General features: G+C 43.3%; 2 protein-coding genes and 1 pseudogene. All 3 read left to right on the plus strand.

Going from position 1 to position 1,431, the window contains the following annotated elements; translation table 11 throughout:
* The first annotated feature begins 121 nt into the window (after positions 1-121).
* Positions 122-667, plus strand: a complete 546-nt coding sequence (locus R7P35_RS24295; RefSeq protein WP_258518648.1) for a YaeQ family protein — start codon at positions 122-124, stop codon at positions 665-667.
* Positions 654-1,196: a hypothetical protein gene (locus R7P35_RS24300; RefSeq protein WP_005482688.1), complete on the plus strand. Its 543-nt coding sequence runs from the start codon at positions 654-656 to the stop codon at positions 1,194-1,196. The genes R7P35_RS24295 and R7P35_RS24300 overlap by 14 nt, the downstream gene beginning before the upstream one ends.
* A gap of 110 nt (positions 1,197-1,306) precedes the next feature.
* Positions 1,307-1,431, plus strand: a pseudogene (locus tag R7P35_RS24305) (glutaredoxin); the annotation flags it as partial.

Below are 1,431 nucleotides of genomic sequence, written 5' to 3' on the forward strand. Positions count from 1 at the left end.
CCCTCAAGCAGAGCAAATCAAAGTACTTTAATTCTTAAAGAATTTGATATGATAGCCAGCTTTTAAGCTGGCTATTTTTTTGCCCAAAGCAAATTTTCGCCCATAAAAACGATATAAACCCATGGCTCTAAAACCAACCATTTATAAATTTCGTATCGCTCTTTCCGATATGAATAACGATTACTACGATTCCAAGAACCTTACTATCGCTCTGCATCCCTCTGAAAAACCTCAACGCATGCTGGCTCGTATCTTGGCTTTCTGCCTCAATGCCCAAAAAGACTTGGAATTTACCAAAGGCCTCTCAACCACGGAAGAGCCAGATTTATGGCATGTTGCAGATGACCAAAGCATCACGCATTGGATTGAGATCGGCGAACCCGAACCAGATCGAATCAAAAAAGCCTCTCGCCTTGCCAAGCAGGTCAAGGTCTATACGTACAATACTAAAGCACCGGTGTGGTGGGAGAAAATGTCAGGTAAGTTTTCAATGCTTCCAGTAAGCGTAGAAAGCTTTGACTACGACGCTATCGATATGATTTGTCAGCACCTTGACCGTGGTACAAACCTTTCTGTTATGATTACCGGCACCTCTATTTTTGTTGATGTGAACGATCTACACGTCGAAGTAACAGTGAAGGAACTGCAAAGTCATGACGCCCCTTAGTGAACTGATTAAACAAATGGGAATCAAAAAGATTCCCTTCGTTGATGAGCATAAAGCTGCCAAGAAGCGTTGGTTGAAAGAACAAGCTCCGTTGTTTGCACGCGTATGTGAAAACAAGCCAGCAACGAATCCAGTGCTTCACCTACTCGGGCTCCTGACGAAATCCCATATCGAAGCAAGTGCGTTGTATGAACAACACGCTCATTCGACACAGCAAATGCAAAAGGTCTTGGCAGATACGCTTGGGGATGAGCAGGCAGACAAATTCACCAATCAATCGGCAGAAGATCTTGTTCTGATCACCCATTTGTGGCTCTTCACTCAAGGCTATCTGAACATGGATTTTAGCTTAGCGCACGATCACGCAGAGCAGACGCAAAACACGTTACAGCACGAACTTGTGATTAAACGTATTGATGTTGACGCGTTCAGAACAGAGCTAATGCAAAGCTTCTATTTAGGTAAAGAGGCAAACCCAACAGCATCAAATGGCTTTTTCGGCTGGTTGAAGCGACTCTTTTCCTCATAAAATACATGGTTTTATCAATCCGAAACAACTGATAGACTGCGTCTCCAATGCAACAAGCATCATGTTTGCATTGTTAAGGACATTCATCCACTGAGCATCAAGGGATCATTATGAAGTTTATCCGTTGGATTTTAGGCAAAGTCATTTTATTGCTGAACGCTGTCTTTTCTCCTCGTGGCATCAAACGCACTAACGAAGCGCAGAGCAACGTCGATGACAAAGCAAAGCAATACGC

Source organism: Vibrio sp. Vb0304 (assembly GCF_033338995.1).
GTDB lineage: Bacteria > Pseudomonadota > Gammaproteobacteria > Enterobacterales > Vibrionaceae > Vibrio > Vibrio alginolyticus.